Source organism: Plantactinospora sp. WMMB334, assembly GCF_049179095.1.
Taxonomy (GTDB): Bacteria; Actinomycetota; Actinomycetes; order Mycobacteriales; family Micromonosporaceae; genus Plantactinospora.
On the sequence record NZ_JBMHME010000002.1, the window covers coordinates 2,771,026 to 2,787,536 of the forward strand.

At 73.1% G+C, this 16,511-nt stretch carries 17 protein-coding genes; 13 read left to right on the plus strand and 4 right to left on the minus strand.

Going from position 1 to position 16,511, the window contains the following annotated elements:
• Positions 1-104 precede the first annotated feature (104 nt).
• The 10 genes from ACN27G_RS11805 (at position 105) to ACN27G_RS11850 (ending at position 11,612) form a co-directional block, all read left to right on the plus strand.
• Positions 105-1,673, plus strand: a complete 1,569-nt coding sequence (locus tag ACN27G_RS11805) for a TrkH family potassium uptake protein (protein ID WP_421492839.1) — start codon at positions 105-107, stop codon at positions 1,671-1,673.
• Positions 1,666-2,328 (plus strand): potassium channel family protein, encoded by a 663-nt coding sequence (locus ACN27G_RS11810; RefSeq protein ID WP_421492840.1) that lies wholly within the window; start codon positions 1,666-1,668, stop codon positions 2,326-2,328. The genes ACN27G_RS11805 and ACN27G_RS11810 overlap by 8 nt, the downstream gene beginning before the upstream one ends.
• A gap of 54 nt (positions 2,329-2,382) precedes the next feature.
• Positions 2,383-4,008: an NAD(P)-binding domain-containing protein gene (locus tag ACN27G_RS11815; RefSeq protein ID WP_421492841.1), complete on the plus strand. Its 1,626-nt coding sequence runs from the start codon at positions 2,383-2,385 to the stop codon at positions 4,006-4,008.
• A gap of 13 nt (positions 4,009-4,021) precedes the next feature.
• Positions 4,022-5,152: an alpha-hydroxy acid oxidase gene (locus tag ACN27G_RS11820; protein ID WP_421492842.1), complete on the plus strand. Its 1,131-nt coding sequence runs from the start codon at positions 4,022-4,024 to the stop codon at positions 5,150-5,152.
• Positions 5,149-6,522, plus strand: coding sequence for a cytochrome P450 (locus ACN27G_RS11825; RefSeq protein WP_421492843.1), 1,374 nt, complete (start codon positions 5,149-5,151; stop codon positions 6,520-6,522). The genes ACN27G_RS11820 and ACN27G_RS11825 overlap by 4 nt, the downstream gene beginning before the upstream one ends.
• Before the next feature lie 19 nt (positions 6,523-6,541).
• On the plus strand, positions 6,542-7,828 hold the full coding sequence (locus tag ACN27G_RS11830) for a cation:proton antiporter (protein WP_421492844.1): 1,287 nt from the start codon (positions 6,542-6,544) through the stop codon (positions 7,826-7,828).
• A gap of 80 nt (positions 7,829-7,908) precedes the next feature.
• Complete coding sequence (locus tag ACN27G_RS11835; RefSeq protein ID WP_421492845.1) at positions 7,909-8,565, plus strand: response regulator transcription factor; 657 nt, start codon at positions 7,909-7,911, stop codon at positions 8,563-8,565.
• Positions 8,566-8,606: 41 nt separating this feature from the next.
• Positions 8,607-9,875 carry a sensor histidine kinase gene (locus ACN27G_RS11840; protein WP_421492846.1) on the plus strand — a complete coding sequence of 423 codons (1,269 nt, stop codon included), beginning with the start codon at positions 8,607-8,609 and terminating at the stop codon, positions 9,873-9,875.
• Between the two features lie 99 nt (positions 9,876-9,974).
• Positions 9,975-10,178 carry a hypothetical protein gene (locus ACN27G_RS11845; protein WP_421492847.1) on the plus strand — a complete coding sequence of 68 codons (204 nt, stop codon included), beginning with the start codon at positions 9,975-9,977 and terminating at the stop codon, positions 10,176-10,178.
• A gap of 102 nt (positions 10,179-10,280) precedes the next feature.
• On the plus strand, positions 10,281-11,612 hold the full coding sequence (locus tag ACN27G_RS11850) for an exo-beta-N-acetylmuramidase NamZ family protein (RefSeq protein ID WP_421492848.1): 1,332 nt from the start codon (positions 10,281-10,283) through the stop codon (positions 11,610-11,612).
• Positions 11,613-11,662: 50 nt separating this feature from the next.
• On the opposite strand, the gene ACN27G_RS11855 is transcribed toward ACN27G_RS11850, so the two are convergent.
• Entirely contained in the window at positions 11,663-12,760 is a 1,098-nt protein-coding gene (locus tag ACN27G_RS11855) for an SRPBCC domain-containing protein (RefSeq protein ID WP_421492849.1), read from the minus strand.
• Between the two features lie 133 nt (positions 12,761-12,893).
• Between ACN27G_RS11855 and ACN27G_RS11860 the strand changes: the two genes are divergently transcribed.
• Complete coding sequence (locus tag ACN27G_RS11860; protein ID WP_421492850.1) at positions 12,894-13,073, plus strand: hypothetical protein; 180 nt, start codon at positions 12,894-12,896, stop codon at positions 13,071-13,073.
• Between the two features lie 3 nt (positions 13,074-13,076).
• Here ACN27G_RS11860 and ACN27G_RS11865 read toward each other — a convergent pair whose 3' ends face one another.
• Positions 13,077-13,730 (minus strand): hypothetical protein, encoded by a 654-nt coding sequence (locus ACN27G_RS11865; protein ID WP_421492851.1) that lies wholly within the window; start codon positions 13,728-13,730, stop codon positions 13,077-13,079.
• A gap of 197 nt (positions 13,731-13,927) precedes the next feature.
• Between ACN27G_RS11865 and ACN27G_RS11870 the strand changes: the two genes are divergently transcribed.
• On the plus strand, positions 13,928-14,149 hold the full coding sequence (locus tag ACN27G_RS11870) for a hypothetical protein (RefSeq protein ID WP_421492852.1): 222 nt from the start codon (positions 13,928-13,930) through the stop codon (positions 14,147-14,149).
• Positions 14,150-14,241: 92 nt separating this feature from the next.
• On the opposite strand, the gene ACN27G_RS11875 is transcribed toward ACN27G_RS11870, so the two are convergent.
• Together ACN27G_RS11875 and ACN27G_RS11880 are read right to left on the minus strand one after the other, a co-directional pair.
• Complete coding sequence (locus ACN27G_RS11875) at positions 14,242-14,769, minus strand: hypothetical protein (RefSeq protein WP_421492853.1); 528 nt, start codon at positions 14,767-14,769, stop codon at positions 14,242-14,244.
• Positions 14,766-14,978 (minus strand): phosphatidylethanolamine-binding protein, encoded by a 213-nt coding sequence (locus tag ACN27G_RS11880; protein ID WP_421492854.1) that lies wholly within the window; start codon positions 14,976-14,978, stop codon positions 14,766-14,768. Before ACN27G_RS11880 ends, ACN27G_RS11875 begins: the two co-directional genes overlap by 4 nt.
• 316 nt (positions 14,979-15,294) lie before the next feature.
• Here ACN27G_RS11880 and ACN27G_RS11885 point away from each other — a divergent pair, with 316 nt between their 5' ends.
• Positions 15,295-16,467 carry an XdhC family protein gene (locus ACN27G_RS11885; RefSeq protein WP_421492855.1) on the plus strand — a complete coding sequence of 391 codons (1,173 nt, stop codon included), beginning with the start codon at positions 15,295-15,297 and terminating at the stop codon, positions 16,465-16,467.
• Positions 16,468-16,511 lie beyond the last annotated feature (44 nt).

Genomic DNA, 16,511 nt, shown 5'->3' on the forward strand with positions numbered 1-16,511 from the left:
GGCGAGAGAGTCGCCGTGGTGGGTCTCCCGCTGTCGGGTGACCGCTCGGGACGGTGCGGGACCCGGTCCCGACCTGTGCGGAGGTGGCCGGGAATGATGGGCCGGTGGATTCGACCTGGACGCAGCTCGTGCTGGGGCTGCTGCTGGTGGGCGGGTTCTTCCTGACCATCGTCCTGGGTGTGGCGGTGCTGGCCTGGACACCGATGCGGGGCCAGCCGCCTCGGTCGCGGCGGGCGGACGGGCGTGCCGGGTGGGTCCGGTCAAGGTGGCGGTGGCTGACCGAGGGGTTCCGGGTCGGGGTGCGGCGGGCGGCGCGTTCGTCGCGTCCGGTCGTCGGTCGGGCGGTGGCGGCCGTCCGGCATCCGGCCCGGTTGGTGGTGCTGGGCTTCGCGGGCGCGGTGCTGGTCGGCACGCTGTTGCTGCTGCTTCCGCCGGCGACCCGGAGCGGCGAGGGTGCCGGCGTGGTGACGGCGCTGTTCACCGCGACGTCGGCGGTCTGTGTCACCGGCCTCGTGCTGGTCGACACGGGTACCTACTGGTCGGGGTTCGGGCAGACGGTGATCCTGGTCCTGATCCAGGTGGGCGGGTTCGGGATCATGACTCTGGCGTCGTTGCTCGGTCTGCTGGTGGCTCGCCGGCTGCGGATCCGGCTCCAACTCGGCGCCCAGGCCGAGACGAGGAGTCTCGGTGTGGGAGACGTCCGTCAGGTCGTCTTCGGAGTGCTGCGGATCACCGTGCTCTTCGAGGTCGCGGTGGCGGTGCTGTTGACGTGGCGCTTCGCGGCGGGATACCAGCAACCGTGGGGGCAGGCGGTCTATCAGGGGTTCTTCCATGCCGTGTCGGCGTTCAACAACGCCGGGTTCAGCCTCTACCCGGACAGTCTGGTGCGCTTCGTCGACGATCCGTTGGTCTGCGGGCCGATCGCGCTCGCCGTCATCGTCGGCGGACTGGGCTTCCCGGTGCTGTTCGAGCTGCGTCGGCATCTCTGGGCCCCGCGGCGATGGTCCCTGCACACCAAGATCACAGTCGGCACCAGCCTGGTCCTGCTGGGAGCCGGCTGGCTGCTGATCACGGTGGCCGAGTGGACCAACTCCGGCACGCTGGGCCGGTTGGGGGTCAGCGGGAAGCTGTTCGCCGGCTTCTTCCACGCGGTGATGCCGCGCACCGCCGGGTTCAACAGCCTCGACGTGGCGCAGATGCGCGACCTCACGTTGCTGGTCAACGACGTGCTGATGTTCATCGGGGGCGGCAGCGCCGGCACCGCCGGAGGGATCAAGGTCACCACCTTCGCTCTGCTCGGCTTCGTGATCCTCGCGGAGGTCCGGGGCGAGCCGAGCGTGCACGCGCTGGGCCGGCGGCTACCGGCCGGCATCCACCGCCAGGCGCTGACCATCGTGCTGCTCAGCGTCGCCGCCGTCGGGTCCGGCACGCTGTTGCTGCTGGCACTGACCCCGTTCACCCTGGACCAGGTGCTGTTCGAGGTAACCTCGGCGTTCGCGACGGTCGGCCTCTCGACCGGGATCACCGCACAGGTCGGCACGGCGGGCCAGGTCATCCTCGTGCTGTTGATGTTCGTCGGCCGTCTCGGCCCGATCACCGCGGCCACCGCGCTGGCGCTGCGGGAACGGAGCCGCCGCTACGAGCTACCGGAGGAGCGACCCATCGTTGGCTAGGAAAATCGACAACCGCATCGTCGTGCTCGGCCTGGGCCGCTTCGGCGGCTCACTGGCGATGGAACTGATGCGCCAGGGCTGGGAGGTGCTCGGGGTCGACGCCACCCCCCGGGTGGTGCAGAGCTTCGCGGACAAGCTCACCCACGCGGTGGTGGCCGACACCACCGACGAGGAGGCGCTCCGGCAGCTCGGGGTGCCCGAGATGGTCCACGCCGTCGTCGGAATCGGCACCGAACGTGAGGCCAGCATCCTGACCGCCGCACTCCTCTCCGACTTCGGCATCCCGAACATCTGGGCCAAGGCCGTGAGCCGGCAACACGGCACGATCCTGCGGCGCGTCGGCGTCCACCACGTCGTGTTGCCCGAGCACGAGATGGGCGAACGCGTCGCGCACCTGGTGACCGGCCGGATCCTCAACTTCATCGAGTTCGAGGACGACTACGCGCTCGTCAAGACCCTCGCCCCGCAGCCGGTCGTCGACCAGAGCCTCGCCGACTCCGCCCTGCGCAGCCGCTACCACGTCACGGTGGTGTCGATCAAACGTCCGGGCGAGGACTTCACCTACGCCACCCCGGGCACCACCGTCTATCCCGGTGACGTCCTCATCGTGGCCGGCAGGACCCGGGACGTCGAACGCTTCGCCAACCTCACCTGATATCGCGGTGCAGAGCTGATTTTTCTCTGAGTTTGCCTTCGTACGTTCCTCCTCGTGACCGGAGAGATGCTCGATTATCTGATCATCGGGGCGGGACCGGCCGGGCTCCAGCTCGCGGCGCTCCTCGAACGCGACGGCCGGCGGGACTACCTCGTACTCGAGTCCGCCGACGCCCCCGGCGCCTTCTTCGCCCGGTTCCCCCGGCACCGCCAGCTCATCTCCATCAACAAGCCGCACACCGGATCCGACGACCCGGAGCTCAACCTGCGGCTGGACTGGAACTCGCTGCTCGACGACGACCCGGCGCTGCGTTTCACCCGCTACACCGAGCGCTACTTCCCGGACGCGGACGTGATGCTCCGCTACCTGGCCGACTTCGCGGCGGCCACCGGGGTCCGGGTCCGGTACGGCAGCCGGGTGGTCCGGGTCGCCCGGACCGGCGACGGCAGCGGGGGCGGCGACATCGGCGGCGACGGCGGGAACGGGGGCGACGGCTTCGAGGTCACCGACGCGGCGGGTACGACCCACCGGGCGCGCCGGGTCGTCGTGGCGACCGGGGTATCCCGGCCGTACGTCGCGCCGATCCCCGGCATCGAGCTGGCGGAGCGGTACGACGAGATGCCGGTCGACCCCCGCGACTTCCTCGACCAGCGGGTGTTGGTGATCGGGAAGGGCAACTCCGCCTTCGAGACGGCGGACAACCTGATGGAGACCACCACGCTGGTGCACCTGGCCGGGCCGGGTTCGGTCCGGATGGCGTGGCGGACCCACTACGTCGGGCACCTGCGGGCGGTGAACAACAACTTCCTCGACACCTACCAGCTCAAGTCGGCGAACGCGATCCTGGACGGGCACGTCCGCGGCATCGAGCGGGACGGCGACGGCTACCGGGTCACCTTCAGCTTCTCCCGGGCCAACGAGGTCACCAAGGAGCTGCGCTACGACCGCGTACTGGCCTGCACCGGCTTCCGCTTCGACCCGTCGATCTTCGCCGAGGGGTGCCGCCCGGCGCTGGTGATCAACGACCGTTTCCCGGCCCAGACCCCGGCGTTCGAGTCGGTGAACGTCCCGGGCCTCTACTTCGCCGGCACGCTGACCCAGGAGCGGGACTTCAAGAAGTCGACGAACGGGTTCATCCACGGCTTCCGGTATGCGGTCCGGGCGCTGCACCGCATCCTGGAACGCCGCCACCACGACAACCCCTGGCCGGCCGAGAAGCTCGACGCCACCGCCGGGTCGACGGCCGACGCGATCATCGAGCGGGTCAACCGATCCTCCGGGCTCTGGCAGCAGTTCGGGGTGCTCGCCGACGTGCTCACCGTGGCCGGGTCGGACGCCCGCTACCACGAGGAGGTGCCGGTCGACTACTTCGGGCAGGTCGGGCTCGCCACCGCCGACCATCCGGTCGAGCACGCCTTCGTCGTCACCCTCGAGTACGGGCCCGACCACGACCAGGTCGACCCCTTCGACATCTCGGTGAGCCGGATCGCCCAGGACACGGCCGGCCAGGCGCACGACGCGGCGTACCTGCACCCGGTGGTGCGCCATCACCGCGGTGGCCGGGTGGTGGCGGTCCACCACCTGGCGGAGAACCTGGAGAACCAGTGGGACAAGCCGGACGTGCACCGGGCGCCGCTGGTCGCCTTCCTGGACCGCTGCCTGACGACCACCGTGGGCTGACACCATGCCCTCGGTGACGGACCAGGTGGGCCCGCGCCGCACACCCACGGCCGGCGCGGGCCCCCTGCACCACCCGGATCCCCTGTTCAGCCCCGGCGATCTGGAGGCGGAGGCGGGACGCCGGCTCGATCCGGTGCACCGGGACTTCTTCGCCGGTGGTGCCGGGGACGAGCGGACGCTGCGGGCGAACGAGGCGGCCTTCGACGCGTACCGGGTCCTGCCCCGGGTGCTGCGCGGCGGCGGCGAGCGCGACCTGCGGACCGAGCTGCTCGGCGAGACGCTGCCGATGCCGGTGCTGGTCTCCCCGACCGCCTTCCACCGGCTGGCGCACCCGGAGGGGGAGGCGGCGACGGCTCGGGCGGTCGGGGCGGCCGGCACCGTGCTGGTGGTGAGCATGGCGGCCACCACGCCGATCGAGGCGGTGGCCGGGGCGACCGGCACCTCCGGCCGGCCGGCGCGGCTGTGGTTCCAGCTCTATCCCCAGCCGGATCTCGGCTTCACCACCTCGCTGATCAGGCGGGTGGAGGCGGCCGGCTGCCGCGCCCTGGTGGTCACGGTCGACTCGCCGGTCTTCGGTCGCCGCGAGCGTGACCTGCGCAACGGCTTCCTCGACCTGCCGCCGGGGCTCTGCTGCGAGAACATGCGGGATCCGGAGACCGGGCGGGTCCGGAAGATCGTCATGGACGCCACCCTCGACTGGGCCCGGATCGGCTGGCTGCGCGAGAGCACCCGGCTGCCGATCGTGCTGAAGGGGATCCTGCATCCCGCCGACGCCCGGCTCGCGGTCGCGCACGGCGTCGACGCCGTACTGGTCTCCAACCACGGCGGGCGGCAGCTCGACGGCGTACCGGCGAGCATCGACGCGCTGCCGGCGGTGGTCGAGGCGGTCGGGGGCCGGATCCCGGTGCTGCTCGACGGCGGGATCCGCCGGGGGACCGACATCCTCACCGCGCTGGCGCTCGGCGCGGTCGCGGTCGGGATCGGCCGGCCGGTCGTCTGGGGGCTGGCGGCCCGGGGCGAATCCGGCGTACGGCAGCTTCTCGACCTGCTCCGTGCCGACCTGGTCCGGGCGATGACGCTCGCCGGTGCGGTCCGCCCGGCCGACCTCACCCCCGACATGATCGTGACGCGGGTGCCCGGGTGACCGGCCCGCTCGTCCTGCTCTGCTGCGCAGCCGGCGTGGTGGCCGTGACGTGGCTGCTGCCGCGCCTGCTGCCACCGGCGGTGGTCCGGCTCCGGGAGTGGATCTTCCGGCAGGTGAACGGCGCCGAGGGGATCCCGGTGCCCGGCCCCCTGGTCGGGCCCGAACACTTCACCCGGGTCTACGCGCACCCGGCGGCCAGCGGGCGCAGCCGCGGCGCCGGCCTCTCCGACCTCTTCTGGTACTGGCTGGCGCCCGGCCCGCAGATGCACCAGGAGCATCTGGAGCCGGGGGAGCGCTACCGCGCCGTCGCCCGGACGACCCGGCGGGTGGTCGCGGTGTCGCACCGGCGCTCGACCGAGCTGGCCGGTGCGGCGACCCGCCGGGTCCTCGACGAGCTGCCGGCCGACCGGACGAGTCGGGTCCGGCTCCGGGACCTGACGATGCCGATCTGGGCCGAGGTCTACTACGAACTCGTCTTCGGCACGGCCTGCCCGCCGGACGTCCGCGCCATGATCGTGGCGAACGCCGACGACGTGGTCACCGCGCTCAAGTGCTGCGGGCTGCGGCACCTGGACCGGCGGGACCGGCTCACCCGCTATCTGCGGGCCCGGATCGAGGCCGGTACGGCACCGGTGACCCTGCCGGAGCCCTTCACCGCCGAGGAGACGGCCTGGTATCTCCAGGGCGCCTTCTTCAACACCGCCGTCGTGCAGATGTCGGAGGCGATGGCGCACCTGCTGCTCGCCGTCGCGCAGCACCCGGCGGTCCAACGCGACCTGCTCGCCACCCTCGACGACCCCGACGGCGAGGGGGACCGCGCCCTGGACCGGGTGATCGACGAGACGTTGCGGGTGCATCCGCTCTTCGGGGTGGCGCACCGGATCACGTCCGGCCCGATCGAGGTCGACGCGTCGGTCACCATCCCGGCCGGCTCGGTGCTGCTCTTCAACTACCTCGCCTACCAGCGGACCGGGCCTGCGGCCGACGACACCTTCGAGCCGGCCCGCTGGCTGACCCTGGAGCGCGGTGACGCGCACTTCGTGCCCTTCGGCGTCACCGCCAACCGGGCCTGTCCGGCGCGCGGCGTCGCCCCGGTGATGATGCGCGCGGTGACCCGGGAGGTGCTGCGCCGGTACACCCTGGTCTCCACCGTGCGGCACACCCGGTCGCTGCCGAACCGTGGACCCTGCTTCCTCGTCCCGGCCGGCGCCCGACCGCCCGCACGGGTCCGGCTCTCGGTGATGCGGTGGGGCGACCGCTGGGCCGACGTGTGGCGCAGCCTCGTCCAGCTCGTGTTCGGCACCTGGATGGTGCTCGACGCCCGGCGCCAGCGCCTCTGCGCGAGCTACTTCGACGAGGTTCGGCAGTGAGTACGAAAGGTGGGGCGGGATGAGCCCGGTCGACCTGGCGCCACGGTTCTTCATCGCCGTCGCGGTGATCCTGCTCTGCTGCCGTGCGGTGGCGTGGTTGCTCGGCATGGTCGGCCAGCCCCCGGTGGTGAGCGAGATGGTGGCCGGGGTCCTGCTCGGACCGTCGCTGCTCGGGCTGCTGGCCCCGGGCGTCCAGGAGGCGCTCTTTCCGCAGCAGCTCTATCCGGTGCTCTACGTGGTGGGCCAGGTCGGTCTGGTCATCTTCATGTTCCAGGCCGGGTACGCCTTCACCTCGCATCCGCTGACCGGGCTCGCCGGCACCGCCGGTGCGGTGTCGCTGGCCGGGGTCGTCGCGCCGCTGGCCCTCGGCACGCTGCTGGTGCTCCTCACGGCCGGGCGCGTGCCCGTGCTCGCCGATGGCGCGTCCCCGACCATCTCCGCCGCCTTCGTCGGGGTCGCCCTCGCCATCACCGCTTTTCCGATGCTGGCCCGGATCATCACCGAACGGGGGCAGGCCGGCACCCGGCACGGTTCGCTCGCCCTGGCCAGCGGCGCACTCGACGACGTGGTCGCCTGGATCCTGCTCGCCGTCGTCCTCGCCACCGCCTCGGGCCGCTCCGGGCCGGCGATCGTGACCGTCGGCGGGGCGCTCCTGTTCGGACTGCTGCTCTGGGCGGTCGGCCGGCCCCTGGTGGCCGCGCTGGTCGGCAGCGACCGGCTCGGCGACCAGTCCCGGCTGCTCGGCGTGGTCGCACTCCTCTTCGCGGTGGCCTGGTACACCGACGAGATCGGCCTGTACGCCGTCTTCGGTGCCTTCTCGGTCGGTGCCGTCATGCCGCACGTCGACCGTACCGACCGGATGGTGGCCACCGTCACTCCGGTCTGCCAGGTGGTCTTCCTGCCGCTCTTCTTCACCTATTCGGGCCTGCACACCCAGTTCGGGCTGCTCGGCCAGCCGTCGGTGCTGCTCTTCGCGCTCGGCTGCGTGGCGGTCGCCGTGGTCGGCAAGTTCGGTGCCTGCTGGGCGGCGGCCCGGCTGCGGGGTGAATCGCAGGGCGTCGCGGTGCGGGTCGGCGCGCTGATGAATGCCCGCGGCCTGATGCAGTTGATCGCGATCAACGTCGGCATGGCGGCGGGCATCGTCAACGCCACCCTCTTCACCGCCCTGGTGCTGGTCGCGCTCGTCACCACGTTGATGACCACCCCTCTGCTGACCTGGATCGAGTGGCGCGAGGCGAAGAGCCCCGCTCTGCTTCGCACGAAGGATCCGGTGGTGCCGGTTCAAACCTCGGCCGACACCGCATAGAGATATCGGTCACAGTCGATGTCGCTGGATTGGTGTGGGATTCTCGACGTGTGCTACAGGCAATCGAAGCGTCACCGGTCGTGCACCGTCTGCTCCTGGTCGAGGACGATGCGGAACTCGCGGACATGCTCACCGAGGTACTGGCCGACGAGGGATACCAGGTCGACGTGGCCCGGGACGGGCAGCGGGGCCTGCATCTCGGGCTCACCCGGACCTACGACGTGATGGTGATCGACCGGCTGCTGCCGGCGCTCGACGGGCTGAACCTGCTGACCCGGTTGCGCTCCCGCGCCATCGGTGCCCGCGCGTTGCTGCTCACCGCGCTCGGCACCGTCGACGACCGGGTCGCCGGCCTGGACGCGGGCGCCGACGACTACCTGATCAAGCCCTTCGACCTGGACGAGCTGAGTGCCAGGATCAGAGCCCTCTGCAGGCGTACCTCGGACGGCGCCGAGGCGCTGCCGATCGGTGCCGGCCGGCTCGACCTCGGCCTGCGTGACGTGGTGCTCCCGGACGGCTCCCGGGTGGCACTCTCCGCCCGGGAGTTCGAGCTGCTCCGCGTGCTCGCCGTACGCCCGCGGGCGGTGCACTCCCGGGCCGAGCTGCGCCGCCGGGTCTTCGACGCGGCCGCCGCCGCCTCCATCGTGGACACCTACGTGTACTACCTGCGCCGCAAGCTCGGCCGGGCGGCGGTCCGCACCGTGCACGGCCTCGGCTACCGGCTCGGTGAACTGTGAGGCCGTGGCGCACGGTGCCGACACCGGCGGGAGTCTCCTGGATGGCCGCCGAGCGGGTCGTGGTCGCCCGGGCCCGCCGCCGGGTCGGCCTGCTGGTCGGGCTCGCGGTGACCGTCCTGGTCTCGGTGGTCGGCGGCCTCTCCTACGGCATGCTGATACGCGGCCAGGAAAGCCAGATCACCCGGGAACTCGCCTACACGGCCGGCCGTGGCGACCCCTCCGGTCCGCCCGGCTGCACCTGGCTCTTCCTGCTCCACGAGGGCCAGATCACCGGCGGTGCCGTGCCGGCGCCGGCCGGATTCCCGCTGGCGGGGGCGATGACCGCGACGGCCGCCACCGGCCTCCCGGCGGAGACCACCATCGAGCGCGACGGCACAACCTACTTCGTCCTCACGCAGACCCGGGGCGAGGACGTGGTGCAGGCCATCTTCGACGCCCGCTACCAGCTCGCCGACCGCCGCCACCTGCTGCTCGCCCTCGCCGTCGCGGAACTGCTCGGGCTGATCGCCGCCGTCGCCAGTGGATCGGTGGTGGGCCGGCTCGCCGTCGCGCCGCTGGCCGAATCGCTCGCCCGGCAGCGCCGGTTCATCGCCGACGTCAGCCACGAACTGCGTACGCCGATCGCGCAGGTGCACACCCGGGCACAGGTGTTGGCCCGCCGAGCCGGTGCCGCCGGGTTACCCGCCGACTACCAGTCCGAGCTGAACCGCCTGATCGGCACCACCCGGCGGCTCGGCGAGGTCGTCAACGACCTGCTGCTCTCCGCCCGGCTGGCCGCCACCCCCGGTGACCGGCCGACCGCCCCGGTGGATCTGGCCGCGCTCGCCGAGGCCGCCGTGGTCGCCGAGACCGACCGCGCCGGTGAACAGGGCGTGACGCTCACCCTGAGCCGCCCGGACGTGCCGGTCCCGGTCTCCGGGGTGGAGTCGGCACTACGTCGCGTGATCAGTGAACTGCTGACCAACGCCCTGACGCACACGCCGGGCGGCGGGCGGATCGACGTGACCGTGCGCCGGCCCGCCACCGGTGTCGCCGAGCTGATCGTCGCCGACACCGGCAACGGGTTCGACCCGGCCGATCGCATCTTCGACCGGTTCTACAGCGGCGCCGGCCCGGAGAAGCGGCACACCGGGCTCGGCCTGGCGCTGCTGCGCGAGGTGGTGACCGGGCACGGTGGCACCATCGACGCCCGCAGCCATCCCGGCCGGGGCGCCCGGTTCGCCGTCCGGCTGCCGGTCGGCACGAGCCCGGGACCCACCCTGCCGCCGCTCGCCACGCCGACGACCGCCCCGGTCTCCGGCGACCCGTGACCGGCGGGCGTGGTGGATCGGCGGTCGCGCTCCCGGCGGCGTGCACCGGCCACGGCGGAATCCCGGGAGGGGACGCGGTGGGCACACTACCGTGGGGGCATGGACCCATCCGCCATCTGGCGGGACAAGAACCAGCGGTGGCGGATCGAGGCGATCCACGCTCCCGACCTGCGCTTCGCCATCTACGCGACCAACGGCACCACCGAGTCGGCCCCGCTGTGGCTCTACGGCATGCCCGCGCTGGCCCGGTGGCTGATGATCCAGAATCTCGAACTCGGCGACCTGGTGGCGGAGGATCTCTGACCCTGCCCTCCGGCCGCCTGTAGTTTTCCTTCTTGACCAACCATTGTGGCGTAGGTAACTTCCGAGAGAGCTTCCGCCCGCCCCGCCCCCCGGGAGGCCGCCATGCACCGCAGAACGTTCCTCGCCAGCACCGCCGCCGCCAGCGCCGTGGGCGCCACGGCCGGCACCCTCGGCGCGGCTCCCGCCTCCGCCGCCCCGGACGACGGCGCCGCCACCGGACACGGGTGGGCCGGGCCCGGCCGGCGGGTGCGTACCGGACTCGACGTGCTGGTCGACTCCAGGTTCGCCGCCCTCGCCGGGCAGCGGGTCGGGGTGTTGTCCAACCCGACCGGGGTGGACGCGCGCTACCGGCACCTGGTCGACCTGATGCACGGCTCCGGCCGGGTCCGGCTCACCGCGGCGTTCGGGCCGGAGCACGGCTTCCGGGGTTCCGCACAGGCCGGCGGCAGCGAGGGGACCGGGATCGACGCCCGCACCGGGATCACCGTCTACGACGCCTACGGCGCCTCGCAGGCGACGTGGGGCGAACTGATCACCGAGGCCGGCGTCGACACCGTCGTCTTCGACATCCAGGACGTCGGCGCCCGCTTCTACACCTACATCTGGACCCTCTACGACTCCATGGTCGCGGCCGCCCGGCTCGGGCGCCGGTACGTCGTCCTCGACCGGCCCAACCCGATCGGCGGGCGGGCGTACGGGCCGATGATGACCACCCCGTTCACCTCGGGCGTCGGCAAGAAGGAGATCGTGCAGCAGCACGGCATGACCGTCGGCGAACTGGCCCGGTTCTACAACGGGGAGTTCCTGCCGGCCGAGGCGGGCCGCCCGGTGGAGCTGGAGGTGATCCGGTGCCGGGGCTGGCGGCGCGGCGACTTCGCCGCCGACACCGGGGTGCCGTGGGTGCTGCCCAGCCCCAACATGCCGACCCCGGACACCGCGCTGGTCTATCCGGGCACCTGCATGTTCGAGGGGGTGGCCTCGATGACCGAGGGGCGCGGCACCACCCGGCCGTTCGAGCTGGTCGGCGGCCTGGCCACCGACTTCGACCACCACCTGGTGGACCGGCTCGCCGCCCGGGGACTGCCCGGGGTCGAGTTCCGGGAGGCGTACTTCTCACCGACCGCGGCGGGTCAGAAGCCGGACCTGCTCAACAAGCTCTGCGCCGGGGTGGAGGTGAAGGTCGTCGACCCGCCCCGGTTCGATCCGGTGCGCACCGGGGTGGCGATGCTGGTCGAGGCCCGGAGATATCCGGCGTTCGCCTGGCGGGCCGACAGCTGGGACGCGGCCCGGCCGTACTGGATCGACAAGCTCACCGGTTCCACCCGGCTGCGGACGATGATCGACGCCGGCGCCGAGGTGTCCGACGTGGTCGGGGCCTGGTCGGCCGAGCTGGCCGGGTTCGACCGCCGCCGGCGGCCGTATCTGCTCTACTGACGGTCGTCCACCCGCCGGGGCGGCCTGCTGGCGTCGCCGGCCGCACATCCTCACAGGCCGGCACAGGGCTCGGGGCCCACGACGCAGCTGGTCGGCCGCTTCTGGGTGAGGGTGGTGTCGCGCTCCACGTCGAACCGGATGGTCGCGGACCGGTCGGCCGCGAGCGGGGCGCCGGTGAAGGTGACCTGCTGCCCCTCCTGCCGGTAGCCCTCCGCGCCGCTGGCGGCGGCGACCTGGGCGCTGCCGGAGAGCGTGACCACCACCGTCCATCCCGTCGCGGCCGCGGTGCCCTCGTTGGTCACCACCACCTCGCCCTGATAGCCGAGGAGCCGGCTGCTGACGGTGCTGTACCGGGCGGTGAGCCTCGGCTGGCCGGTCTTCGGCGGGTTGGCCGCGGCGGCGGTGGTGGTGGTGGACGTGCTCCGGGCGGGCGTGCTGGGCCGGGTCTGCCGGCCCGGTGGGGTGGGGGTGGGCCCGGCGTCCGGGGCCGGGCCGGTCGGCGTGGCCGTGCCCGGCGGCGTGCCCGGCGCGGTGCTGGCGACCGGGGCCGGCGCGCCGGAGGGCGCGTCGCCGCTGCGGCCGCCGGCCAGGCCGGCGCCCACGACTCCGGCACCGAGGGCCAGGGCCAGCACGGCCAGCGCGGCGACGAGCCGGCGCCGGGAGCGCCGGCCCGATCCCGGGCGGCCGGCCGCAACGGCGCCGAGAACCGCGGTCTCCGCGGGCAGGTCCACCTCCTGGAACGCCAGCCAGTCGAGTACGGCGGGCAGCCGGCTCTCCAGCAGCCGCCGGTGGCACTCGGCCCGCCCGTCCGGGTCGTCCGGCAGCCAGGGCTCGGCGTCGCCGGCCTGCACCACGGTCAGCCGGCACCCCTCCGCGGTGGGCGCCAGCTCACACTCCAGCCGGGTCGACCGGCCCTCCTCCGGCCACCGGAGCACCATCCGATGTGGCGGGTCGAGCTCGACCAGCTCGATGACGATCAGCTCGGGCAGTTCTGCCAGGTCCACCGGACGCAGCTCGAACCGGCTGATCGACGAGGGGCGCGGTTCGACCGAGGCGAACCACTTCGGCAGCAGCTCACGGTCGGTCAGGGCCCGCCAGACCCGCTCCGGGGGGTGACGCAGCTCGACGGCGGTCCGGATTTCGGTCACGGCGGAACTGTACGACCATCCGCCGCAGCGCACGCTACGGCCCCGGCGCGAAGCAGCAGGCCAGGAACGTCCGGAGTGAGCTTGTCGGCCAAATCCCTGAATCGGAGCTTATATACGGATTAGCCTGTTGAACGTGAAGAACAAGGGACTACGGACCCTGCTCTCGGTCGGCGCCGCACTCGCCGTGATCTACTTCGGCAGCACCGGGCAGGAGGGAGACGGGGTCACCAACACCGTCCTGCTGCTGGCGGTCGCCGCGGGCCTGACCGTCTGGTACCTGACCAGACCCACCTCGGGCAAGCCGGTGAGCTGACCTTCACCGGGTTGCGGCGGCCCGGTTGAGCTCGGCGATCGACTGCTGCCCGAGCGAGACCCGGACCAGCGCGGAGACCAGGCGTGGAAAATCGGCCGCACCGGCCAGGCCGGCCAGCCTCTCCGGTGTGGACGGCAGGTCGAGTCGTCTGGCGGCGTCGGTCACCTTGCGGTCGGCGTAGGGGCGCAGCTCCGGCCAGGCCACCTGCACCTCCCGGAGGAAGATGTCCGCGCCGGTGGGTCCGACACCGGGGAAGCGGGTCAGTTCCCGGCGCAGCGCCGAAGGGTCGTTGCCGGCCTCCCGGTGCAACCGGCGCAGGTCGCCGTTCCAGCGTTCCAGGCAGAGTCGCGCCGCGTTACCCAACATCGTCGCGGTCCGTTCGTCGTAGCGCCGGTAGTGTCCCCGCCCCAGCGCGTCGACCAGGTCCTGCCAGCTCCGCGACGCCGTGCCCTGGGGAGTACGGCAGCCGGCGGCGAAGAGTTCCCGGGCGGCGGCCACCGCCACCCCGGCCCGGATCCGCGCGCTGAGCAGGGTGCTGAGGACCAGCAACTGGTAGAGCGGTCCGGGCCTGTCGGCCAGCCGGATGCCCGCCTCGTCGGCATACGTCCGGCCCTGCCGGTCCAGCAGCACCCGGGCCAGTGCGCGGTCACGCTCCATCTCCCCGCCTTACCCGGTCGCCCGGCCAGGTATCCGGGCTCGGGCGGAATGGCGCCACCCGCACGGGGTATGCCGATGGGGTGCCCGGGCGTGTGTGGCGCGTCCGGCGAACCGGACGGTCGCGGACCCCCGGGGCACGCGGCGGAGCACCGCCGGCCGGCGCCCATATCGCCCACGACGAACGGAAGGGAACGGTCATGCCCAACGTGCAGCAGCCGGAGATGCGCCGCAACGAGAACAACCCGCTGGTGCAGGACGCCAAGGGCCCTCGCCCGGGCGACCCGACCGGAAACCGGGGCGGCGGCGGCCGGCCGGTCCCGCCCGACCAGGTCTCCCCGTACGGCCCGTCGGCCCGCCCGGTCGCCGAGGATCCCGACGCTGGGGAAGCCGGCCGGAGCGAGGCGCGCCCGGTGGAGTGAGCGAGCGGTTCCGGCTCGCCCGCTGGCCCGGTCGCGTCGCCGCCTGGTCCCGGTGGGCCCGCGGCCCGGTGCGAGCCGGTGGGCCCGGCCGCTCAACGGCGGCGCCGGACCCGTTGCAGGTGTCCGAGCGTCTCCACCGCGGCCAGCCCGTAGGCGAGGTGCGGCACGACATCGGAGAGCCAGTCCTTCGGGCTCCACCGGCGCGGGTCGGTGACACCCAGCGCGGTCATCGCCCCATCGGAGGCGAGCATCGCGCCGGCGCCGAAGAGCCCGGCCGCCACCGGCTTCGGAAGGTGGCGTAGCCCGACGACGGTGAGCGCGGCACCGGAGAGTACGCCTGTCGCGTAGCCGAGCAGGGGCCCGAGGCCCGAGCGGCGGTTCGCCGCGCGGTCCTCGGGCCCCAGACCGATGTGCAGCTTCTCCACAAGCGCCTGGGCGCTCCGTTCCGGGCTACTGCTGGCCGGCCTGGCCCGCAGCGTGATGTCCAGGTAGGTGACCACGTTCAGCGCGACGCTGCCGACCGCGCCGGCGATCAGCCCGTCGACCGCCCTGCCGAGCTGGCCGCCGCGTCGTACCCCGCCGCTCCGTGACCCGTCGAGCAGGCCGGCGATCCCGGTCATTTCGGCTCTCCGGGGCCGCGTTCCCCCTTCGGGCCGAGCCCTCGTTCGCCCCGGACGAAGCCCGGTCGGCCGCGCTCCTCCCGCAGGTACCGGTTGGCGGCGTCGCCGGCCTTGTCGTCGTTGCCGCGGCGGCCCGAGTTGTCGATGCGTTTGCGCAGCCGCGCGCGTTCCACGTCGTACGCGTTGCTGCCCGGCCGTGGTCCTGGCATGGCGCTGTCTCCCGTCGTGTCGGCACCCGTCCCCGCCGGTCTACCCGCCCGGGTCCGAGCCATTCGCGGGCGTGACGACCCGGACCACCCCCGGCGTCGGCGTAATCTCGCAGTGCGAGCGGTGAGCGCGCCCCCACGAGTTCGGGCGCCCCGGGGTCTCGAACGGAGGGCGCCGGTGAGGTCGGCCGGTACAAGTGATCGGACATATGGGACGATCGACGGATGACGCCGGGCCGCCGGCAACGGGCCGCCGATCACCTCGAACGGGTCGTTGCCGGCTGACGGGGCAGGCGGGACGGATACGGGTGAAGCGGTCATGCGTGACGTGCTGGACGAGCTGGACCGGTGGTGGCGGGCCGGAGAACCGGTCGGGATGGCGACCGTGGTCGCGACCTGGCGTTCCGCTCCCCGGCAGGCCGGGGCCACCATGCTGGTCGGCCCGGACGGTGCGGCGGTGGGCAGCGTCTCGGGCGGGTGCGTCGAGGGCGCGGTCTACGACCTGGCCCGGCAGGTCACCGCGAGCGGGGAGCCGGCACTGCAGCGGTACGGCGTCTCCGACGACGACGCGTTCGCGATCGGTCTGACCTGCGGCGGTGTTCTCGACGTCTACGTCGAGCGGGTCGACCCGGCGGGCTTCGGCGAGTTCGCCGAGGTGGCGGCCTCGATCCGGGCCGGTGCGCCGGTGGCGGTGGTGACCTGCGTGTCTGCCGGGGAGCCGGACCCGGCCGGCCGGACCGGTCGCCGGCTGGTCGTCTGGCCGGACCGCACGGCCGGCAGCCTCGGATGCGCCCGGCTGGACGCCGCGGCCGCCGACGACGGCCGGGGCCTGCTCGCCGCCGGCCGCACCGGCACGCTCCGGTACGGCTACGACGGCCAGCGCCGCGGTGACGACCTGCTGCTCTTCGTCGCCACGTACGCCGCGCCGCCCCGCATGATCGTCTTCGGGGCGATCGACTTCGCCGCCGCGCTGGCCCGGGTCGGCGCCTTCCTCGGCTACCGCGTGACGGTCTGCGACGCCCGGCCGGTCTTCGCCACCCCGCGCCGGTTGCCGGACGCGCACGAGGTGGTGGTGGACTGGCCGCACCGCTATCTGCGGGCCGAGGCGGAGGCGGGACGCGTGGACGGGCGGACCGTGGTCTGTGTCCTGACCCACGATCCCAAGTTCGACGTGCCGGTCCTGGAGGTGGCGCTGCGGCTGCCGCTCGGCTACGTCGGTGCGATGGGCTCGCGGCGTACCACCGAGGACCGGTTCACGCGGCTGCGGGCGGCCGGCCTCACCGACGGGGAACTGGGCCGGCTCGCCGCCCCGCTCGGGCTCGACCTGGGGGCGCGGACCCCGGAGGAGACCGCGTTGAGCATCGGCGCGGAGATCGTCGCGGGCCGCTGGGGCGGCAGCGGCGTCCCGCTCGCGGCGGCGGCCGGCCGGATCCACCACGACATCCACCACGATGCCGTGGAGTTCGGCGGGGCGGCGAAGAACGGGATCTAGCGGTGGACGTCGATCCTCTGGTAAGAATTTCTTCAATCCGGATC